Source organism: Phyllobacterium sp. A18/5-2 (assembly GCF_025452215.1).
In the GTDB taxonomy this organism is placed as follows: Bacteria; Pseudomonadota; Alphaproteobacteria; order Rhizobiales; family Rhizobiaceae; genus Phyllobacterium; species Phyllobacterium sophorae.
The window spans coordinates 279,157-296,824 of record NZ_CP104966.1; the positions used below are offsets into that span (position 1 = coordinate 279,157).

Here is a 17,668-nt window from a genome sequence, read left to right on the forward strand (position 1 = left end):
AACGGCGCAAATTCTGCCTGTCCAGCCCTTCTTGAAAACTTTATGACGGCGGCGGACAGTAACAGCGCAAAGTCGGACCTCACACAAAAAGCTGCCCCTCCGCAATCTTGATCGCGGAGCCGCCGATACGCCCGCCTGTCAGCTTCTGGTCGACGATGTCGAGTTCAAGACGCAGGTGAGACGGCCGCCCCATTTCGTGCCCCTGCTCTATCGACAGCCGCAACACACCATCGAGCGGCTCATCAAAGGCATGGATGGCTCCTGCGAAGGCAGCGGTCGCTGACCCTGTCGCCGGATCTTCATAGGTGCCGTCATCACTGACAAACATGCGCGAATGAAAATGGCTGCCATGCAGGATCGTCTCGCGGCAATAGGCATAGACCGGCAGCTGGCGATGGCCAATCGTGGGCGCGACATCCTTCATGGCGGTCTGGTTGATTCTGATGCGTCCCGCCGCTTCGAGGCCATGGATCGGCACCAGCAGAAATGGCACGCCAGCGTCCCATATGCTCGGAACATGGTTCTCGAAACCAATCTCCCGCGGCTCGAGCCGCATCGCATTGGCGATGGCGATCTTGTCATATTTATAGGGTATCGCTTGGGGCAAGCGTGGAAGGTCGAACTCGGCAAACGCACCGCCTGCACTCAGCTTCACCCCGCAGCGTACAGGTCCAACCTGTTCTTCCAGAATGATCAATGCATCCTGCTGCCCCTCCTTGCCATCGCCAAAACGGCGCTGAGCCAGCGCCACAGCAGTTCCAACTGTCGGATGCCCCGCAAACGGCATTTCGTAGTCGGGTGTGAAAATGCGGGCCCATGCGGTATGGGCCGGGTTTTTCGCGGGCAGGATAAAGACAGTCTCTGAAAGGTTGAACTCTCTCGCGATGCGCTGCATGGTGAGGTCATCCAGACCTTCCGCGTCATGCACGATGGCTAACGGATTTCCGGTCAGCACCTTGTCGGTGAAAACGTCAAAAACCTCATAATTGCGACCGCTCATTTGAATTTCTCCCGGGCATTGTCCGGAGAAAATAGACCAAGGCGTGGGCTGTTCAAGTCAAACCTTGTGACGGTAACATTCAGCGATGCCCGAAATGCCAATCGGCAAAGGTTCGAAACGTCAGCGGCGTCGCTTCACCCATTTCACCCGCAGCTGAAATAGCCGTAATATCGTCGAGTTCGGGATCAACCTGGGACGAGATATGTGCCCGGATACGTTCGAGCAAATCATCTGCGCTGAGATCAAAATAATGACGCAGGAACAGCGCTATATTCCGGTTGGCGGTGACCAGATGAATGTTTCCGTCGCGCTTCCCGGCTTCCGGGAGGACGATGCCGGTTTCTTCCTCGACTTCCCGGTGCATGTTGCCTTCGATATCGATGTATTCACCCACCACATCATCGTCATCAAAGGAACCGGCAGGGAAATAGATCCGGCCAGCTGCTGAAGTCGAAGGAGCCATCCGGCCCGCGATCAATTTGTTGTCGTTGGAAACAATGACCCCGACGCCATAGATGTGCCAGGGCTTGTCATTCGATGTATTTGCCTTCCAATGCATCATCGTGGCAAAGCGAGTGCGATGATACCTCGCCTCGAATGCTTCGACTGACAGATGTGCCTCCTCGGCCATGAAGAACGAGCCATTGAACAGGGCAGGATTGGCGGTTGTGGCCCTTTGCCAGTTGGAGGCGATTGCCGCGTTGTGCTGCAACTCATAGCGCAGCGGTGCACTGTCTATGCGCACAATTGCGCTCTTGATCGGGATGACAGTCTTTTCGGGAATACCTATCATAAATCAAACCATGTTGAGAGAGACTGCGACCGGGCAATGGTCGCTGGCTTTCGGTCGGTCCCAGCCGACGCGGGGAAACCGTTCTACCTCCTGATTCGGTGGAAATATGGTCCGGTATGGTTGACCGCGCCGGATAATATCGGGGACCGCACTGGTATTGCTGCGTGCCAGGGCCGGCGACGCCAGGATATAGTCAAGCTGACACAGGTGGCGCTCTTGCGGCCCACGCGTATGGTAGAGCGTCCATCGATCCATGACGGGGCGGCGTTCCACCAGATTTTCGCAAAAACCGCCTTCCAGCAGGATGTCAACGCTGCTTGAAGGTTCGCTGACGGGCTCGAACGTATATCCGGCAAGCGAGATCGCCGCCGATGATGATCCTTTCGCGATAGTCATTGAAATCGCCGCAAATCACCCAGCGCTTGTCTGCCGAACCGCCACTTGACGCATATTTGTCTTCAATGATCCGGCGCACCGCCTGCGCTTCCGCAATCCGCACCGGCATGGTCGATGCACGCCCGTCCAGCCCGTTGCGCGGCGAACCCATTGATTTGAAGTGGCTGACAAATAGCGTCAGGGGCATGCCACCGATGAACAAATCGATCTCGAGACAATCGCGCTTGAAGATGCGCTCATGCGGTTCGATGCCGAGCAGCGCCAGCTCCGGGCCATGGATGCCCAGATCATTATAGGTGTTATGGGCGTGACTGGTCATTTTGACGAATTCGATCGGTTCCCCATAGCGGGTGGTCTCCCGCATCAGCACCGCCACGTCGATGCCGCGGCTGTCATTGCCCTCGATCATGTACTTGTGCCGGTAGCCCTCTCCCACCATCTTGAAAAGATAGCCGAATTCGAATGCATTCAGCGCGCCGATATTGTCCACCTCCTGCAGGCAGAGAATGTCCGCGTGGGTCTCGGCAATGGCCAGTGCAGTCAGTTGGCGGGTATCGTCGGCATGGGCGATGGTCCGTGCCTGCTCCAACTGCCGGTATTGTTCCTCATCCTGAATCTGGAAGAGTTGCAATGTCCGGTCCTTGTTGAGATTGTTTTTGAAACCCGAGAAGTCGAAACGGTTCATGAGATTTTCGACATTGAACGTAGCGATGCGGACAACCATGCAAGACTCGAGCGTTTGAAACAATCTGTGGAGCAACTGCGTTCCTCCAGATTGAACCTATCCTTATTGACGGATTGCCACCAGTAGCGATCATCGCAAGATGCGCCTATATGAGATGAATGACGGATCATGGCGGAACGATAATGACAGCTTTGAAAATCCTGCCCGCGGCGCTCGGCCTCCTGTTGGCAACGCAACTTGTCAGCGCTTCCGCTCAGGGAGTCGAGACTTATCGGCCGGCACCGCGCGGTCTCGACGTGGTACCGATCAAGCCGCTTATTCTTCGCAACGGTTCTCCGATCAATCCGGCGTCACGCGATTGCACCGGATCATCCCGTTGCGTTGACTTCCGCGTGCGCCGCCCGGTTGGCCCATCCGGACCGACGCAAACGGAGCGCTGCCGGGCCCAATACCAATCCTATCGGGCTTTCGACAACACCTACCAGCCGTTCGTTGGCCCGCGCCGCCGCTGCGATTTGTAGGATCCTCCAAAAACACGTTGCGAAGTCCACTTGGGGCAATCCGCGAGGATGACCGCTCAGGGACGCCGCTATCGGCCCCGCCAAACCCTCGACATTGCCCACACATTCCCTCCGGCAGACTGCTTCGATATGAGCCTACACCTCTCCAAATATTAGGCAGCCCGCCGGAGAGCCGATGCACAGTTTCAATCAACTCGGCGATTAGACCGTATGTTCTCGGGGTGAAGGTGGCCCGCCCCCGCAGTAAGCTGAATTCGGGGGTTGCTCTGGATAGGCCGGAGCCGAGCTCCACGCTTAGCGAGGGCGAACCATGAAAGAGAATAGCGTAATTTTCATCGGCTTGGATACGTCGAAGCTGAAGATTTCAGTTGCGGTTGCGGACGGGGTGCGCAACGGCGAGGTGCGGTTTTTCGGCGACATCTCTTCGGAGCCGGCGTCGGTGGCGTCGATGGTCGACAAGCTTTCCCGACGCGGGGCCAAGCTTCACTTTTGCTACGAGGCCGGCCCGACCGGTTACGGTCTTTACCGGCAGATTGTTGAATTGGGGCACGATTGTGTGGTCGTGGCGCCGTCCCTGGTGCCCAAGCGTGCGGGCGACCGGGTGAAGACAAACCGCCGGGATGCCGTAAGTCTGGCGCGCCTGCACCGGGCGGGCGAACTGACCTCTGTCTGGGTTCCGGACGAAGGCCATGAGGCGATCCGCGACCTGGTGCGGGCTCGCGAGGCTGCCAACGATGCGCTGAAGCAGGCACGCCAACAACTCCAATCTTTTCTCCTGCGCCACGGCCGGATCTATACTGGCCGCACGCCTTGGACGCGCGCCCATACAAGATGGCTGGCATGCCAGGCCTTCGATCATCCCGCCCACCAAATTCTGTTGGCAGAATATTGCCAGGCCATCGAGGATGCCGGCGTGCGTCTGGATCGGCTGACCAAGCTGGTGGTGGAGACCGCAGCATCCTGGTCGATGGCACCGGTTGTGGCAGCCTATCAAGCGATGCGCGGCGTCGCGTTCATGACTGCGGTCACCTTTGTGGTCGAGATCGGCGATGTCAGGCGTTTCGATAATCCCCGTCAGTTGATGGCCTATCTGGGTCTTGTGCCGTCGGAACGCTCAACGGGCGAAAGGGTCAAGCGCGCTGGGATCACCAAGGCCGGCAACACAAGGGCTCGAAGGGTACTCGTTGAAGCGGCCTGGACATATCGCTTCCCGGCTCGCGTGAGCCCGAAGATCCAGGCGCGGCTGGATGACCTGCCAAGAACGGTTCGCGAGATTGCCTGGAAAGCCCAGGTGCGGCTTTGCGCGCGCTATCGAAAACTGATGGCGGCAGGCAAGCCGAAGGTCGTCGCTGTCACCGCCATTGCCCGAGAAATGGCAGCATTCCTGTGGGCGATTGGACAGGAGGTCGCTCCCACAGCTAAAGGCTAAATGCCGATGGTCAGCTTGAAGAGAGACGCTTAACCCAAAATTTAAAATCATCTGCTGTTGGACAAAGATGGAGGCAGGGCTCCGGTGGGGAACCCTCGCAGGCTCTATGTGGCGGATAAATTCCAAGTCCGAGATTAGACAGAGGCAGCCCCAGACGAACACACGGAAATGCGGTACCCAACCCGCGCATAAGAGTATGCCAGCCGTCGTCTAAACGCCCTGCCTCCTCCTTTGTTCAACAGCTTCGCGCATGTGCTTTCGTCGTCAAAGCCGGAAAGGAAAGAGTCGTGACTAAAGAGCTTGCAAACGAACATAAGAGAGCCTCGGGCGAGAATAATTGATGCGTCCCGCCTGTCCAATGTATCGCTCCAGGGCTGCAAATCGTCCCACGCGCGCACTTTTCCGTCTTGGTGAAGTATTTGGCACGAAACCTGCTTTACGAATGCAGCGGTTCGATATTTAGCCGCTTTATTGATTGAAAAGCCCGTATTCGCAGCGGGATATAAAGATATTTTCAGCAATTTTTGTGGGGTATGAAGTGAAAATAAATTTTGGAATCAACCATAAGAAGCAGTCTTCTTCGAAAGCCAATCAGGTCTCGCAGCTGCGGCGCGCGCTTCTGATGGGCTGTGCCTATTTGCCTGCCGTACCGCTCCTGACAATGTTGGGTGGATGCAACGAGGGCGGCAACGGGACCCAGGAAGCGGTAACCACTTCAACGACATTCGACATTCCGCCGCCGCCACCGTCGGACGTGCCCGCGACACAAGGGCTGTCGATACCGCTGCCGCCATACAAGACATCTGACCCGCTGCCCGGGTCAACAGCCGTGCCGACCGGGTCAACAGCCACGCCGCCAGGGGGAAAACGACGCCGCGCTGGGAGGAATGGACGCAGCTTTCCAACAAACGGACTTTACGCCCGGGCCAATTGGCATGGCGCCGTCCGGGCTAGCAAACCCGGGGTCAATGGAAGGGAAGACCTGGCGCCCACCCGCGCCATCATGGCCGAAAAAGGTCGGTATCTACAATCTTGAATATAATTCGTTCTCGCAGGTTTCCGCGCGTGGTGCGAAGGAAGATATGGGGACCTATCTGAAGCGCTCGCTGGATAACAGGTTTGCGCTTTTCTACCGGGCCATGGTGAAAGCTTTTGAGAAACATCCGCCCAAGGAGTTCGAGGTCAGCTTTTTCACCGCTCCGGAATTTTACTGGAACGTTCCCTGGGGGGATTTCCTGACCGAAGACGAATTGAACAATTCAGCGGATTTGTTTCTGGATACGGTCAAGGCAAATGTAAGAACACTGATATCCAAGTTTCCGGCGAGCCTGTACGGTCACATCGTCCTGTTGCCGGGCACGGTCGCAGCACTGAAACCAAACCCCAACATCAAGCCGACCGGCAGCGGAGCGAGCAAGATCAAGGTCGTGTATGAGGCGTTCAATTATCTTACCTGCACGCACAATCTGCCATTGGACGATCCGGATTATCCCCGCCCCGCCTATATGATCTGGCCCAAACGGGTCGTGTCATCAATCGACTTCATTGACGGACGCAACTGTACATATTCGGTTGCCGCACTGCCTAAAAATCCGGTCAATACGCATTTGACTGACAGCGTAGAGGAATGCCTCCTGAGCGATAAGGGCGACCTGACGATCTATATCAAGTTCGTAACCTCGACAGTCGGACAATCCTTCGATGCACACGACCAGCCTTTTCCCAAATCACCGGAAGGCAATGCACCGGCAAAAAAATTTCACAACGACATCATCGATGGCCTGCCCTTCGGCATTGATATTTGCCTGGATTACGCTATGGCCAGCGTGCAAAAGGACACCTTTCGCATGGCCCAACTCGAAGATGAGACGTTCAAACTGGATTTCGTTATTGCTGCCGGGATGAGGTTGAACACCGCGACTTACCTGAATACCAAACATGTACAATATGCGATCCACAATGACGGTATTGTGAGTACCAGTGAGAGTAGCCCACTCTTCAGCACAATCTGGAAATTGAACCATCAACCCACGGGCTCGCCTACTTTCACAACTCTGGTGCCACTTTCGATGCCAAGAAGGAAATCGATACAAAAAATGGCGTGGTCTCTGTCTTTGACCAAAAACTGAAACTCCCGATAGCCTCGCCCCTGGCTGGCATCCCGGAGATCAAGGACAAGATGAATGATGTTAATGTGCGCATCTGGTCATTGGACATCGACAATTCAGATAAGCCAGGCGCTGCGCTCGTCGCCAGCAATCCGGGAGTAAATACGACGCTGGTCGAGACCATCCAGTTTATGGAATGATCCGGCGCGTGCATGGTTGCGAGCTCGCGGCAACGCGGGCAGACTTGACGGACAGTTTCTGAACCAGACAAAAGGCCGGTGGAGTGTTCCACCGGCCTTTGTTGTTCCCATAAAGCGAAGCTTAATTCTTTGCCTTGTCGACCAGCTTGTTGCTGCCGATCCACGGCATCATGCCGCGCAGCTTTTCACCGACTTCTTCGATCTGGTGCTTGTCGTTGTTGCGGCGGATAGCCTTGAAGCGCGATGCCCCGGCCTTGTATTCCTGCATCCAGTCGGAGGTGAATTTGCCAGTCTGGATGTCGTTCAGGACACGCTTCATCTCGGCCTTGGTCTCGGCGGTGATGATACGTGGCCCGGTGACATATTCGCCCCACTCGGCCGTGTTGGAGATCGAGTAGTTCATGTTGGCGATACCGCCTTCGTAGATCAGATCAACGATCAACTTCACTTCGTGCAGGCATTCGAAATAGGCCATCTCTGGCGCATAGCCAGCTTCGACCAGGGTTTCGAAACCGGCGCGGATCAGTTCGACCAGACCGCCGCACAGAACAACCTGCTCGCCGAAGAGATCGGTTTCGCACTCTTCTCTGAAGTTGGTTTCGATGACGCCCGAACGGCCGCCACCAACGCCGCAGGCATAGGACAGCGCGAGGTCATGGGCATTGCCTGAAGCGTCCTGATGAATGGCAATGAGGCAAGGAACACCGCCGCCCTTCTGGTATTCGCCGCGAACCGTATGGCCCGGGCCCTTCGGCGCGATCATGACGACGTCAACGGACTTCTTCGGCTCGATCAGGCCGAAATGCACGTTGAGGCCATGGGCGAAAGCGATTGCGGCGCCGTCGCGGATATTGTCGGCAATGTGATCCTTGTAGATGTCGGCCTGGAGTTCGTCCGGCGTTGCCATCATCATCAGGTCGGCCCACTTTGCGGCCTCGGCAACGCTGACGACCTGGAAGCCGTCGGTTTCTGCCTTCTTGGCAGTCGCGGAGCCTTGACGAAGCGCGATGCGCACGTCCTTGGCACCGGAATCCTTGAGGTTGAGCGCATGGGCGCGGCCCTGTGAACCGTAGCCGATGATGGCGACCTTCTTCGACTTGATCAGGTTGATGTCCGCATCGCGGTCATAATATACGCGCATTGTTCTATTCCTTCCCGTGTTAGGATTTAGTGGCCGTCCCCGGCCGCTTTCGTGTCAGCCCCGTAAAGAGCCAGAAACTGTTGTGTCGCCCGCCGGGCATCCCGGTCGATCGCCGCCTCAGTCAATTCGAACCGGTCGCCGAGAAGCAACCGGATTTGTACGTCGCGGACGACCAGTCCGAAGAAGGTGCGGAATGCTTCATCCGTATCCTGAAAATGCAGCAGGCCCGTGTCACGCCCAAGCCGGAGCAGCGGCCTCAGGCGGCGTGCCATGGCGAATGGCCCATTCTCGAGAACAATGGCCCCGAGATCGTGCTTGTCGCTGCCGGCATGGCCAACGGCAACCCGGTTGAGCGCAACTGATATCGTACCGGACAGGACGCGCAGCCAGTCAGACGCAAAGCGCTCGAGACCTGTGGTCAGGGAAGTCAAGCCGAACGCCTCCGGATCAACTGGCACGCCCCTCACCTTTGAGGCCTGCCACTGTACGGTCGCCGTCAGCAGCCCGTCGCGATCGCCGAACCACTTGTACAGGCTTTCCTTGGAGCAGCTCGCGCGGCGTGCGACGCTCGTCATGGTCAGGGTATCCCCCGCCTCGACCAGCAGAGTCAGCGCTGCATCGAGAACGTCTTTCTGACGTTCCGTCAATGCGGTCTCGCTGACTTCCACTGTTGACTGCACGCCTCATCTCCTTGCGTACCGTACCGTACGTTACGGCAGCGTTTTAGTATGCTGGAGGTGTTTTGACAAGCGCAATGAAAAACTTTTGAGGCGTCCGCCAATTCTTATACGCGTCTCGCGGCAAATCCGCCCGTCTTTACCCGAATATGGACCAGGAAAGCCCGAGATCTGGCTCAAGATTCTCAACCGCGAGTTAAATTTTTGATGTGTTGAGTTGCGTTCCCGCTTGCCTAGATGTTGACCTGCGTCCCGATCTCGACCACACGGCCTGTGGGTATCTGGAAATATTCCGTGGCATCACTCGCTGTCCGTGCCAGGGCAATGAACAGGCGGTCCTGCCAGCGAGGCATTTCGGACCGCGCAGATGCCTTCAACGACCGGCGCGACAGGAAGAAGGAAGTCGTCATGATGTCGAACTTCCAGCCTTGCTTGCGGCAAATTGCCAATGTCCGGGGGATGTTGGGACGCTCCATATAGCCGAACGTTAGCGTGACCCGCATAAACAGGTCGTTGATTGGCTCGATCCGCACACGGTCGCTCTTTTTCACTAGCGGCGTTGGAGCGGTAACCACGGTCAATATCACATTGCTCTGATGCAAGACCTTGTAATGCTTGAGACTGTGCATGAGCGCGGTTGGTGTGCTTTTGGGATCGCCAGTCAGGAACACGGCAGTGCCGGGCACAAGAGTCGGCGGATTTTCAGCCATTTTCTTGGAGATCAAATCAAGCGGGACTTCGCCCTTGCGTGTTTTCTCGAAGAGCTGACGGCTACCACGAACCCAGGTAGCCATTACCAGGACGATCAGGAATGCCACCACCAGGGATGCCCAGCCACCGTCGACTACCTTGATCAGATTTGCGGAAACGAACGTCAAATCGATGATCAGGAAGCAAAGCGTCAACGATACCGCAACCCACAGGCGCCACTTCCAGATCCGGCTCATGACGATGAAAAGTAGCGTCGTGGTGACAAGCATGTTGCCGGTAACAGCAATACCATAAGCCGACGCAAGGTTGGATGAGCGTTCGAAGCCCAGCACCAGCAGTATGACGACAAGACCGAGAAGCACGTTCACCCGGGGCAGATAGACCTGTCCCGACTGCTTTTCCGATGTATGTTCAATGTTAAGGCGAGGCAGAAGATTGAGCTGGACCGCTTGTCGCGATAGCGAATAGGCACCAGAGATGACAGCCTGGCTGGCAATAACCGTCGCCATGGTGGCAAGCAAGACCATTGGCAAAAGCGCCCAGTGCGGAAACATTTCAAAAAACGGATTCTTGGCGGCTTCGCCATGGGCCAGAATGAATGCGCCCTGCCCGAAATAATTGAGCAAGAGGCAAGGAAAAACGATCCACATCCATGCGGTAGCGATGGGTTTGCGCCCGAAATGGCCTAAATCGGCATAGAGCGCCTCTGCCCCCGTGACAGCCAGAAACACCGTCCCGATCGTAGGGAAAGCAGTGGCGGGATTGTCGATGATATACTCGAATGCATACACCGGGTTGACCGCTGCAAAAACGCTGAGATCATCCGCGAGATGCCAGAGACCAAAGAAACCGATGGCCAGAAACCAAAGCAAGGTAATCGGCCCGAAGATCGTTGCAACTCGGGCTGTACCAAACCGCTGCACCGAGAACAAAGTCAGTAGAATGACCAAGGTAATCGGAACGATGAATGGTTCAAGGGCTGGAGTCACTATTTCCAGGCCCTCGACAGCCGAAAGCACTGAGATCGCGGGAGTAATTACCGCATCACCGTAGAATAGCGATGCACCGACAATCCCCAGAGCCAGAATAAGTTGCGGGCGAGTCTTGAAACTCGCGCGTGCCAACGCCATCAGGGAAAGGATCCCACCTTCGCCGTCATTGTCGGCACGCAGAACAAATAGAACGTATTTGATTGTCACGATGACTGTCAGCGCCCAGAAGATCATCGAAACGACGCCAAGCACGTCGGTGCGGCTCAACGAGCCGTCGAGCGAGCGCAGCGTGAAGGGCTTCGCGGAATGCATAAATCGGACTCGTGCCAATATCGCCATAGACGACGCCAAGTGCACCTAGCACAAGCACCGGAAAGGCTTCTTTATGATGCATTTCCGGTTCATGGGCGACGGGATCTTTATAATAGCCCTCGTCAGCCAATTGCTCGTCACTCATATAGATTTTTCCTCGCTCTGACAGCGTGGGCGGACGAGTTAGTCGTGTTGCAACGCAATATCAATCGCCATTTTCTCATAGCTCTTTGCTCACGGTATGCAAAAACGCATGACAAATCAAATCCTGCGCCCAAATCAAGGGGCTAGGCCTTAAGCGCATTGAGAAATCTTTCTACAGCCCCAGACATTCCGTGCATCAAAGCCTCCGCCGTGAGGCCATGACCAATCGAAACTTCGACAAGATTTGGCACTCTTTTGACCAGTGCCGGAAGATTGGCGACAGTCAGATCGTGCCCGGCATTAACCGCAATCCCAGCTTCGGCCGCCGCGACACCAGTGGCGCCAAGCTTTGCCAGTTCCTCGGTTTCGCGGCGCGGATCGTCGTAAGCACCGCCATAGGGCCCGGTATAAAGCTCGACACGATCAGCGCCCAGCGCCTTGGCCACCGCCGGAGCCTCCGGATCCGGATCAACGAACAATGAAACCCTAATGCCCCGATGTTTCAGGTCCGCAATGATAGGGTGCAAAAATTCACCGTCCTGCCTCATGTTCCAGCCATGATCCGATGTGGACTGTGCTGGATCATCGGGAACCAACGTCACCTGCTCTGGTTCATTCCCTGCAATGAGGTCGAGGAATTGCGCTGTTGGATAGCCTTCGATATTGAACTCAGCTTGGGGAAACTCATCATCGATCAAAGCGCGGATCGCGGGCAAATCTGAAAACCGGATATGCCTCTCATCCGGACGCGGATGGACGGTCAGTCCGGACGCTCCCGCCGCCAGAGCGACGCGTCCGAGGCTAATAACATTCGGCCAGGGCAGATCACGCCGATTTCGCAGCATCGCAACTGCATTAAGATTAACGGAGAGTGTGGCTGTCATGATTAATGTCCGGCAGGGGGATTACTGCCCTGTCTTTTACAGGAGATGCGCGACATTAAACATCGTTATTTCGCCAAATCGAAATATCGATACTCCCAAGAAACCGGTTCTGAACCATCATTTTGTGAACCAGCGAACAGTCCAGGCATTCAGCTCAAAAAATTCTTCAGCTCTGCAACGATCGCCTCGGGGGCATCATCTTGAACAAGGTGGCCCGCTCTTGGAACCGTGTGAAACCTTGCATGCGGAACCAGTGACGCAAGCTTACGTCCGCGCTCAATCGGTATCCATTGATCCTCCTGCCCCCAGAGAAGCGAGACTGGGCAACGAATGGCTGGGATCCTGTCTGCAATTTCGTCGGTAAAGCATTGATCCATCTGTGCAATTTGCCGATAGAACGCAGCTTTCCCTATTTCGCTTTGCCAAGGGGCGCAATAAGGCTCAAGGCTTTCCCGTGACAATGGTTGAAAGGTGGCACCGCCGACATAGGCAGCAAGAATGGCTTCATGAATGTATGCAGGAAGGCTGCCAAAGGCTTCTTCAAACCTGCGCACATGCTGGACGAAGGGCGAACCCCAAGGCGCAATCGCGACCGGATCAATCAGTGTCAGCGAAGTGAAATCCGCTCCGTTGAGAAGATGGGTACGAAGAGCGGTCGCACCGCCAATATCATGGGCAACCACGTCCGGGGCTTCGATTTGCCAATGCATGAGCAGCGCAGCGAACAGATCATTCTGGACGCCAAGCGAAACGTCTTGTCCATCTCGCATCTCGGACTGGCCGTAACCGAGCAGGTCAAAGAGATAAACACTGCGGTTCGAGGCAAAGTGTGGAGCGATCCTACGCCACACCGCAGACGAGAATGGTGTTCCATGCACAAACACCAGCGCCTGTCCGCTACCAAACGTCCCGAAGCGAACGGATTGGCCCCTGAAACGGAATACATGGGGCAGGTCCCAGACAATCTTGTTCGCGTTGCCAATCATCTCAAAGCGTCACTCCTCGGCTTGCCGATTGAAACCCATAAGGCGAGCTGACACGAGCAAAGACTTTTGACGGAACATTAAATTTTCTTGAAAGCCAGCTTAACGCACAACCGTCAAACGTTCCGCGGCCCGTGTTATGGCCGTATAGAGCCACCGTTCGCGCGTATCGCGGAATGCATAGCTTTCGTCGAAGAGCACGACCTCATCCCATTGCGAACCCTGCGCCTTATGCGTTGTCAGTGCATAGCCATAATCGAAATCGTCGAAGCGCTTCTTGGTTTGCCACGGAATTTCCGCGTCGGGATCATCGAACTGCGCTTTCAGGAGCTTGATCTTGGCAACGCCTCTGCCTGGCTCTTCATCCTCTGGAGCGACCAGAAGGTTGATACCGGGTTTTACCGTTTCCCGTGACGAGGTCATGACTTTCCACAATGAACCGTTGAGCAAGCCCTTGGCCGGGTCGTTGCGCAAGCAGACCAGTTTGTCACCAGCCTGAGGAAATGACGCCGAATAACCTTTCAGTTCACGCAGACGCTGATTGTAGCGCCGGCGTGTCCGGTTGGTGCCGACCAGCACCTGGTCGGCACCAAGCACAAGATCCTGTGTCACGTCAGTTTTGGCGATCACTTTTGCCGCACCGAAATCGCCGTAATTGAATTCGCGTCCCTCCCGGACGTCGAGCGCGAGGCGGATAATGGGGTTGTCGCGCGCCTGCCGATGAATTTCGCTCAAGAGGAAATCAGGGTCATGCTCCGTAAAGAAGCCGCCGCCCGAAATTGGCGGCAACTGACCAGGGTCACCCAATACGAGTATGGGCGTACCGAAACTCATGAGGTCGCGCCCCAGTTGTTCATCCACCATGGAGCATTCATCAACGACGATGAGCTTGGCTTTGGACACTGGGCTTTGGCGGTTCAGAGAAAATGTCGGGGCTATGCTGGTCTTGCCCGTGGTTTCATTCTCGACAGCCTCTTCACCGCGCGGCCGGTAGATGAGAGAGTGCAGTGTACGAGCAGTCGCGGCGCCCTTGGACCGAAGCACTTGGGCGGCCTTGCCAGTGAAGGCCGCGAACTGGACATCTCCCTCGATATGCTCGGCGAAATAGCGGGCAAGTGTCGTCTTGCCGGTACCGGCATAACCAAAAAGCCGGAAGATCGGACTGCGTCCGTCTTTCAGCCATTTTGAAACGGCTCGAAGCGCTTCATCCTGTTGCGGTGATAATTGCATGGTCCTGAGTGACAGGATTCGCTGTCAAAGGGCAAGGAAAATGGGCGTGCCGGTTCTAATACTATAAGTTATCCGGGTTCCCGGGACGTATCTGGCCCTCGCCTACTCGGCCGAATTGGTGGTCAACCATACGAAAACGATCACCCTTGACCTGCAGCCTCCAGCAAATCTTCTGCTCTTCGCCCTCATAGGTCAGGCAAAGACTGTCCTTCTCCAGCGTCCAGTCGCCCGAGTAAGACATCCCATTCGTCAGGACTTGATCCAGCTTGCAACATTCGATCATCTTACCCCGAGACTTTCCGTCAGGGCCGAGGAATTCGGTGAAATTGAACGGCGGTTCAGCTTTAACCTCTCCCGTGAGCGTGGCCCCGGTAATGATCTTGCGCAGATCCTCTTCCGTCGTTGCCGGCCAGGAAGTATCTTGTGCTATGGCATGGCTCGCAACGAGCGCCGGCCAGAAAATCACGACGCACAACGCCATCCGGCGAATTCTCGACGATATTTGCATCTTAATGCCGGTCCGGATCATTTTCGAGTTTGATGGGTTGCCCGTGCGGTGTCGCATGGGCGGCGCGCTGCCAGGCGGCAGTCAGTTTGTCAATATCATCTTTGCCCGCGATATTCTTCAACGTAATGAGAGACTCCAACGCCAGCAGCCAGCATTGATAGTAGTCGCTGGCATCATCCAGTGCACCGGGACGCTTCAACTGTCCCGAGAGGGCGTTCGCCCATTCGTTCCAAGTGAACAACCCCTTTTGATGCAGCGCGATTACCATCGCGAAGGCTTCCGCTTGCCAAGGTTCGGCAAAGACGGGTGTGTCGCCGTTTGGCTTTATTCCCCGCGAATGCGTAACCAGCTCACGCAGGCTCAAGGTAGCTCTCCCAGGCATCGATGCTAATCGTCAAAGTAGGATCTGCTGCATCACCCCATATCTCAGGCCCGGTAAAGACAACCGTATAGACATATTGCGGGTTTTCGCCTTTGCCATGGGCATTGCTATCGGGGAAAACAAACCCATCGCGGACAGCGTCAATCCGCCCGAACTTGCCACGCGCATAACGCGGCAATCGCGTGTGCGTCTCCGGGTTGAAATTATGCGTCCGCACGCGATCCCCTGCCTCGAAGCGGGGCTCTTGTGCAACAGGTCGATCACAGGGACCACCTTTTGCGAGTGCTGCGGCCACGTTGTCAGCTTTCAGAATGCGCTTGAGCTCTGTACCTTTGCCCAGGGACTGACCTGTCGCCAGCTCTTGCGGCGAGACAAATCCGTGCCGCTTGAGCAGCACCTCCAGCGCCTTGATCCAGATTTCGTAGTAGGTGGAGGAGTAATAATCCGCCGGATGAAGACATTCGCGCGCGTGGCGGCTCTCATCAATATTCCAGTGCCCCATGGCACCGGCAGCAATTGTCAGCCCAAGTGCGCGTTTTTCCCAGTTCGCATGGAACAGCGGCTCGTCCAATTCCGGCACAATGGGGCCGAAGCCCATCTGCCCGCCAAGATCCTGCGGGCCGTTCATGCGGCCTCCGGTGCGCTGGCCAGTCCGGTGCCAATCATCGAGTCGCGCGTCACGAATTCCGCAAGCTGTGCTTCATCCAAACCGTCCGTACCTTCCGGCCGGAGTGGTATCACAAGATAGCGCAACTCAGCGGTCAGAATCCCACACACGAATTTTGGTCGTTTCCGGAAGGACAACGCCGAACTCAGCCAGCACTCCCCGCGGATCAATGACGGCTCTTGACCGGTATGGCGGTGATTTATACCAGACAGGAGGCAGGCCGAGCACCGACCACGGATAACAGGAGCAGAGTGTGCAAACGACAAGATTGTGCGTGTCGGCTGTGTTAAACACTGCCTGCATGTGCTCACCCTGCCGCCCGGTGATGCTCAGCGAAGCGATAGCGGACGTTGCATCGCGTTGTAACCAATCAGCATATTCGGGATCAGACCAGGCTTTTGCCACGACCCTGGCTCCATTTCGTGGCCCTACCTTCGTCTCATAGGTTTCAACGATGGCATCGATGGCCAATGGATCGACAAGACCCTTTTCAGTTAGAATGGTCTCCAGCGCCCGCACTCGCGCGGCCATAGGATCGAGTTCATTGTCGTGATGATGATCGTGATCGTTTGGCATGGGAAAATCTTATTCGCCTCTTATCGCTGGTGCAAGCTTACTTCAGCATTGGCCATAAGCTGACGACAAGCAGAATCGCCATGGCGATGTTGAACCATTTGAGGCGAACCGGATCAGCGAGCCAGCCACGCATCATTTGACCAAAGGCGGCCCAGCTTGACACCGACGGTATGTTGACGAGGGCAAAGGCAACACCGACGATCAAAACAGTGGCAAGATAGGCTTCGGGCGAAGTGTAAGTGGCCATCGCAGTAATGGCCATGACCCAGGCTTTCGGGTTGATCCATTGGAATGCTGCGGCTTCCATAAACGTCATGGGCCGTGCCTTGCCATCAACGGCATTGAGCGAACGGGACATGGCAATCTGGTAGGCGAGGTAAATGAGGTACGCGCCGCCCGCAAACTTGAGGATGGTATAGACGAGCGGAAACGTTTCGATCAATGCGCCCAGCCCCAGACCGACGCCGAGTAGCAATGTGAAGAAGCCACTGCCAATCCCGAACATATGGGGGATAGTGCGTTTGAAACCGAAATTGACACCCGATGCCAAGAGCATGAAATTGTTCGGTCCCGGGGTGATGGAGGTTACAAAGGCGAAAACGAGCAGCGTCAAAAAAATCTCAAGCGTCATCCTTCAAATCCAATCCTATGAAGCGGGTGCAAGCTAGAATCGAACGCGATTTGGCTCAATGACAATCTTGTCAGGGATACAATCGGATCCCTGACAAGATTCAGTTGAAGGCTCGACTACATGCCGAGCGGGCCACGATTCATCGCAGCAACGCCCGTCCGGCAGATCTCGACAAGACCGAGTGGCTTCATGATGGCGATGAACTGATCAATCTTCGATCCCTTGCCGGTAATCTCAAAGATGAAATGCTCCGTCGTTGCGTCTGTCACCTTGGCATGAAAGGCATCGGCAAGGCGCAGAGCCTCGTTGCGGTGCTCGCCAAGACCCGCCACCTTCACCAAGGCAAGTTCGCGCTGGATTGGTTTTTCATGGCCCAGTTCATCTGCCCGAACGGAGAGATCGACCACCCGGTGAACGGGCACAATGCGCTCCAGCTGATGGCGGATCTGATCGAGGACATGCGGCGTGCCACGCGTTACTATGGTGATGCGTGACAGATGTTGTTCATGTTCGGTTTCAGAAACAGTAAGGCTTTCAATGTTGTAGCCTCGCCCGGAAAACAGGCCGATGACCCGGGCCAGTACGCCCGGTTCGTTGTCGACAAGGACCGAAAGAACCGTGGTGACCGGTAGCTCCGTTTCCTTTGCGATAAAATATGCCGAGCCGGAGGCCGGGTTTTGAGCGTTCATGTTGTTAGT

The 17,668-nt window shown here is 55.9% G+C and carries 17 protein-coding genes and 3 pseudogenes; 4 read left to right on the forward strand and 16 right to left on the reverse strand.

The features are described from left to right. Positions 1 to 79 precede the first annotated feature (79 nt). The 3 genes and pseudogenes from N8E89_RS01435 to N8E89_RS01445 all read right to left on the reverse strand — a co-directional run bounded on the left by N8E89_RS01435 (position 80) and on the right by N8E89_RS01445 (position 2,913). Positions 80 to 1,000 carry a PhzF family protein gene (locus tag N8E89_RS01435; protein WP_106662798.1) on the reverse strand — a complete coding sequence of 307 codons (921 nt, stop codon included), beginning with the start codon at positions 998 to 1,000 and terminating at the stop codon, positions 80 to 82. A 79-nt stretch (positions 1,001 to 1,079) separates the two neighbouring features. After that, entirely contained in the window at positions 1,080 to 1,793 is a 714-nt protein-coding gene (locus N8E89_RS01440) for an NUDIX hydrolase (protein WP_262260931.1), read from the reverse strand. A gap of 3 nt (positions 1,794 to 1,796) precedes the next feature. After that, positions 1,797 to 2,913 (reverse strand): annotated as a pseudogene (locus tag N8E89_RS01445) (endonuclease/exonuclease/phosphatase family protein). Positions 2,914 to 3,056: 143 nt separating this feature from the next. On the opposite strand from N8E89_RS01445, the gene N8E89_RS01450 reads away from it, so the two are divergent. Further along, complete coding sequence (locus tag N8E89_RS01450) at positions 3,057 to 3,395, forward strand: BA14K family protein (RefSeq protein WP_245448602.1); 339 nt, start codon at positions 3,057 to 3,059, stop codon at positions 3,393 to 3,395. 310 nt (positions 3,396 to 3,705) lie between these two features. Next, a complete protein-coding gene (locus tag N8E89_RS01455) occupies positions 3,706 to 4,824 on the forward strand; it encodes an IS110 family RNA-guided transposase (protein WP_262260933.1) in 1,119 nt (372 codons plus the stop codon). A gap of 633 nt (positions 4,825 to 5,457) precedes the next feature. On the opposite strand, the gene N8E89_RS01460 is transcribed toward N8E89_RS01455, so the two are convergent. Continuing rightward, complete coding sequence (locus N8E89_RS01460) at positions 5,458 to 5,676, reverse strand: hypothetical protein (RefSeq protein WP_262260934.1); 219 nt, start codon at positions 5,674 to 5,676, stop codon at positions 5,458 to 5,460. 116 nt (positions 5,677 to 5,792) lie between these two features. Between N8E89_RS01460 and N8E89_RS01465 the strand changes: the two genes are divergently transcribed. Together N8E89_RS01465 and N8E89_RS01470 are read left to right on the forward strand one after the other, a co-directional pair. Beyond that, on the forward strand, positions 5,793 to 6,953 hold the full coding sequence (locus N8E89_RS01465; protein ID WP_262260936.1) for a hypothetical protein: 1,161 nt from the start codon (positions 5,793 to 5,795) through the stop codon (positions 6,951 to 6,953). Positions 6,954 to 7,003: 50 nt separating this feature from the next. After that, on the forward strand, positions 7,004 to 7,132 hold the full coding sequence (locus N8E89_RS01470; protein ID WP_262260938.1) for a hypothetical protein: 129 nt from the start codon (positions 7,004 to 7,006) through the stop codon (positions 7,130 to 7,132). Between the two features lie 121 nt (positions 7,133 to 7,253). On the opposite strand, the gene ilvC is transcribed toward N8E89_RS01470, so the two are convergent. From ilvC to ilvN, 12 genes and pseudogenes are all read right to left on the reverse strand, one after another. Beyond that, positions 7,254 to 8,273 carry a ketol-acid reductoisomerase gene (gene ilvC, locus N8E89_RS01475; protein ID WP_106662793.1) on the reverse strand — a complete coding sequence of 340 codons (1,020 nt, stop codon included), beginning with the start codon at positions 8,271 to 8,273 and terminating at the stop codon, positions 7,254 to 7,256. A 26-nt stretch (positions 8,274 to 8,299) separates the two neighbouring features. Beyond that, positions 8,300 to 8,953 carry a TetR/AcrR family transcriptional regulator gene (locus N8E89_RS01480; protein ID WP_262260939.1) on the reverse strand — a complete coding sequence of 218 codons (654 nt, stop codon included), beginning with the start codon at positions 8,951 to 8,953 and terminating at the stop codon, positions 8,300 to 8,302. A gap of 230 nt (positions 8,954 to 9,183) precedes the next feature. Then, positions 9,184 to 11,047: pseudogene (locus N8E89_RS01485) on the reverse strand (potassium transporter Kup). A 205-nt stretch (positions 11,048 to 11,252) separates the two neighbouring features. After that, positions 11,253 to 11,993 (reverse strand): pyridoxine 5'-phosphate synthase, encoded by a 741-nt coding sequence (locus tag N8E89_RS01490; protein WP_262260940.1) that lies wholly within the window; start codon positions 11,991 to 11,993, stop codon positions 11,253 to 11,255. A gap of 149 nt (positions 11,994 to 12,142) precedes the next feature. Beyond that, on the reverse strand, positions 12,143 to 12,979 hold the full coding sequence (locus N8E89_RS01495) for an alpha/beta fold hydrolase (RefSeq protein WP_262260941.1): 837 nt from the start codon (positions 12,977 to 12,979) through the stop codon (positions 12,143 to 12,145). A 99-nt stretch (positions 12,980 to 13,078) separates the two neighbouring features. Then, a complete protein-coding gene (locus N8E89_RS01500) occupies positions 13,079 to 14,206 on the reverse strand; it encodes an ATP-dependent DNA helicase (RefSeq protein WP_262260943.1) in 1,128 nt (375 codons plus the stop codon). A gap of 61 nt (positions 14,207 to 14,267) precedes the next feature. Further along, positions 14,268 to 14,687, reverse strand: coding sequence for a hypothetical protein (locus N8E89_RS01505; RefSeq protein ID WP_262260944.1), 420 nt, complete (start codon positions 14,685 to 14,687; stop codon positions 14,268 to 14,270). Positions 14,688 to 14,715: 28 nt separating this feature from the next. Continuing rightward, on the reverse strand, positions 14,716 to 14,982 hold the full coding sequence (locus N8E89_RS01510; protein WP_262261789.1) for a nitrile hydratase accessory protein: 267 nt from the start codon (positions 14,980 to 14,982) through the stop codon (positions 14,716 to 14,718). 82 nt (positions 14,983 to 15,064) lie between these two features. Continuing rightward, positions 15,065 to 15,724 (reverse strand): nitrile hydratase subunit beta, encoded by a 660-nt coding sequence (gene nthB / locus N8E89_RS01515; RefSeq protein WP_262260945.1) that lies wholly within the window; start codon positions 15,722 to 15,724, stop codon positions 15,065 to 15,067. Beyond that, positions 15,721 to 16,339: pseudogene (nthA, locus tag N8E89_RS01520) on the reverse strand (nitrile hydratase subunit alpha). The gene nthB and the pseudogene nthA overlap by 4 nt, the downstream one beginning before the upstream one ends. A 37-nt stretch (positions 16,340 to 16,376) precedes the next feature. Next, complete coding sequence (locus tag N8E89_RS01525; protein ID WP_262260947.1) at positions 16,377 to 16,970, reverse strand: LysE family translocator; 594 nt, start codon at positions 16,968 to 16,970, stop codon at positions 16,377 to 16,379. Between the two features lie 116 nt (positions 16,971 to 17,086). Then, positions 17,087 to 17,659, reverse strand: coding sequence for an acetolactate synthase small subunit (gene ilvN, locus N8E89_RS01530; RefSeq protein ID WP_262260948.1), 573 nt, complete (start codon positions 17,657 to 17,659; stop codon positions 17,087 to 17,089). Positions 17,660 to 17,668 lie beyond the last annotated feature (9 nt).